This window comes from Polynucleobacter sp. 39-46-10 (assembly GCF_002282275.1).
On record NZ_NCJB01000252.1, the window covers coordinates 1 to 3,618 of the forward strand.

A 3,618-nucleotide genomic window follows, 5' to 3' on the forward strand; every position below is an offset into this window, starting at 1 on the left:
GCAAAAAATCAGATGGATGCAGAACAAACAAAGCTGTCTGGCTGCACCTTTACAATATTATTACCCCTAGAGTCTCCGGGCTCAATGGTAAGTAGTTAATTTATGTATTTTTAGATTTATCTGTGAGAACTAATATGAATATCAGTGCAGCTACCAAACCCAACCAAGCTGAAGTGGTTTATGTTGTAGATGACGATGAGGCAGTTCGTGACTCCCTCACCTGGCTACTAGAAAGCAATGGGTATGTTGTACGCTGCCATGCAAGCGCTGAGCGATTCTTGCAGTCGCTTCAAAGCACTGATAGATCTACGATCTCTTGCGCCATTTTAGATGTTCGAATGTCAGGCATGTCAGGCCTTGAATTACAAGAACGTTTGATAAGCGAAAATCTACCAATGCCAGTTGCATTTATCACTGGTCATGGCGATGTATCAATGGCAGTTTCAACAATGAAACGTGGCGCAGTTGATTTTATTGAAAAGCCTTTTAAAGAAAACGACCTCTGCGGTTTGGTAGATCGTATGCTTGCAAAAGCACGCGTTGATTATTCTCAGGCAAGCCAACGCAAAATCACTCAGAGCCTCTTAAGTAAACTTACTGGGCGTGAGCGCCAAGTTCTCGAACGTATTGTGGCTGGCCGCTTGAACAAACAGATTGCAGATGACCTTAGCATCTCTATTAAAACTGTTGAGGCACACCGTGCCAATATTATGGAAAAGCTCAATGTAAATACTGTTGCTGACTTACTCCGCTTAGCGCTATCAGACCCACAACCTAACTAACTTCTTATGCCTGCACAGCTACTCGACGGCGTTGCCTTATCCAAAAAACTTCGTACTGAAATTGCTGCCCGTGGCGCAATCGTCACTGCCAAAGGCGTTAGACCAGGCCTAGCAGTCATTGTTGTTGGAGAGAACCCAGCAAGCCAGGTTTATGTCCGCAATAAAGTAAAGGCTTGTGAAGATGTCGGCTTTCATTCTGTGCTTGAGCGATATTCAGCTGATTTGGGTGAGGAAGAATTACTAGCTCGTATTGCCACCCTCAACGCTGACCCTTCCATTCATGGAATCTTGGTTCAACTTCCCTTGCCAGAACACATTGCAGCGGAACGTGTTCTTGAAGCTATTGCCCCAGAAAAAGATGTGGATGGTTTTCACGTAGCGAATGCTGGCGCCTTAATGGTGGGCCAACCTGAATTCAAGCCATGTACGCCGTACGGCTGCATGAAGATTCTTGAAAGTATTGAATACCCCATCCGGGGTGCACGTGCAGTGATCGTGGGCGCCTCCAATATCGTTGGCAAGCCGATGGCAATGCTCTTGCTCCAAGCGGGAGCTACAGTCACGATTTGCAATAGCAAAACGCGTGACCTGGCGCATCACACTAAAGATGCTGACATCTTGGTAGTTGCTACCGGCAAACCCAAAATGATTACTGGCGATATGGTAAAAAATGGCGCTGTTGTAATCGATGTAGGTATCAATCGCATGCCTGATGGCAAGCTTTGTGGTGATGTCGATTTTGATGCAGCCCAGTACGTTGCTGGCTGGATCACGCCTGTACCTGGTGGCGTCGGCCCAATGACGATCACCATGCTACTCATGAACACCTTAGAAGCGGCAGAAAAGGCAGCAAAACACTAAGGAATTGATTGAGACTTTTGGCAAAATTGCTCTCAGTCCATTAAGCTAGAGGGATGACTACATCTACCCCTCTACAAGCTTCTACTGTGCTACAACAGAATCCACTTATTTCATTCGGTCGCGGTATTTGCGACTACTCTCAGGTCAAGTCTTCTGACATTCAACCTGCGATAGATTTTCTGCTGGCACAGGCGGAAAAAGCAGTAGCTCTAGCAATCGACCCAAAGACTCCTGCAAGTTGGAACGAACTTCTTGAGCCTCTCGAAGATGCTACCGAATCCCTCAGCAGATCTTGGGGGGTAATTTCGCACCTCAATAGTGTTGCAGACACCCCAGAACTGAGAGCAGCTTATGGTGAGATGATCCCCAAGGTGACTGCATTCTTCTCCAGCCTAGGTCAAAACCTAGCGCTTTACCAAAGATTCAAAGAGCTTAGTCAAAGTGCTGACTATGCCAATTTGAGTGCTTCACAGAGAAAAGTGATTGAAAATTCTTTAAGGGATTTTCGTCTTGGTGGCGCCGAACTCAGTGATGCTGATAAGCCTCGCTTTTCTCAAATTCAGGATGAACAAGCATTATTAGGAAAAGCATTTTCTGACCATGTTTTAGATGCGACTGATAGCTTTGTCCATGTCATTACCGACAAATCTGAGTTAGCTGGATTGCCTGAAGATACTATTGCTGCAGCAGCAGATACTGCCCAGCAAAAGGGTCTGCAAGGTTGGGCTTTTACCCTCCACTTCCCCTCTTACTACCCAGTCATGCAGTATTCAGAGAATCGCGCACTCCGTCGCTTGATGTATGAAGCTTACGTCACTCGAGCCTCGGAATTAGCACCCCAATTTTCAAAGGGGAAGCTAGATTGGGATAACACTGCAAATATGTTGGAGCAACTCAAATTGCGTGATGAAGAAGCACGCATGCTGGGATTTGAAAACTATGCTGCCCTGAGTTTAGCCCCCAAAATGGCTAGCAGTGTCAGTGAGGTAGATACTTTCCTAACTACCTTTGCACATAAAGCAAAACCATTTGCACAGAAAGATTGGCAAGAGCTTTCTGAGTTTGCGAAAACTGAATTGACTATTGATGGATTAGAGCCATGGGATATTGCTTTTGCCTCAGAAAGACTTAAACAAGAGCGCTACTCATTCTCTGAGAATGAGCTGAAGCAATACTTCCCGCTGCCCAAAGTGCTAGATGGGCTCTTTCAAGTAATCCAGACTTTGTTTGGCGTGAATATTGAGAGCGCCAATCTACCAACATGGCATTCGGATGTTCAGTCCTTCTCGGTTAAGAATACTGAAGACAAGGTTGTAGCCTACTTCTACCTTGACCCATATGCTCGCCCTGGTAAACGTGGTGGCGCTTGGATGGATGATGCGCGTGGTCGACGAGAATTACCGAATGGTGAGATTCAAGTGCCAGTAGCGTATTTGGTTTGCAACTTTGCGCCGCCAGTAAAAGTTGATGGCGTACTGCGTCAACCCACTATTACTCATGATGATGTCATCACCCTATTCCACGAAAGTGGTCATGGCATGCACCACCTCTTAACTCAGGTAAGTGCCCTAGGCGTATCTGGCATTAATGGTGTTGAATGGGATGCAGTGGAGTTACCAAGCCAGTTTATGGAAAATTTCTGCTGGGAATGGGAAGTCTTAGAGAAGATGACCGCACATGCAGAGACTGGAAAACCGCTCCCCAGAGAACTCTATGACAAGATTCTAGCGGCCAAGAATTTCCAAAATGGTTACATGACATTGCGTCAAGTGGTGATGTCTCTAACCGACTGGCGTCTGCACGCTAATTTTGATGTTGAAAAAGCAAAAGGACAAGCCGTACTGGATCTATCCAAAAGCATTGCGGATCAATTCAATGTGATTCCTCAGCCTGCCATCTCTCGATGGATTAATACCTTTAGCCATATTTTTGCAGGCGGTTACGCCGCAGGCTATTACAGCTATAAATGGGCTGA

3 protein-coding genes are annotated in these 3,618 nt (G+C 46.0%); all 3 read left to right on the top strand.

Annotated features, from left to right (window positions below; translation table 11 throughout):
• Positions 1-134: 134 nt before the first annotated feature.
• The gene (locus tag B7X71_RS13750; RefSeq protein ID WP_215385745.1) at positions 135-782 is read left to right on the top strand and encodes a response regulator; all 648 of its coding nucleotides are present in this window, start codon (positions 135-137) and stop codon (positions 780-782) included.
• A gap of 6 nt (positions 783-788) precedes the next feature.
• On the top strand, positions 789-1,643 hold the full coding sequence (folD, locus tag B7X71_RS13755) for a bifunctional methylenetetrahydrofolate dehydrogenase/methenyltetrahydrofolate cyclohydrolase FolD (protein ID WP_215300931.1): 855 nt from the start codon (positions 789-791) through the stop codon (positions 1,641-1,643).
• A gap of 53 nt (positions 1,644-1,696) precedes the next feature.
• Positions 1,697-3,618: M3 family metallopeptidase (locus tag B7X71_RS13760; protein WP_293601033.1), on the top strand; the 1,922-nt coding region annotated here is incomplete at its 3' end.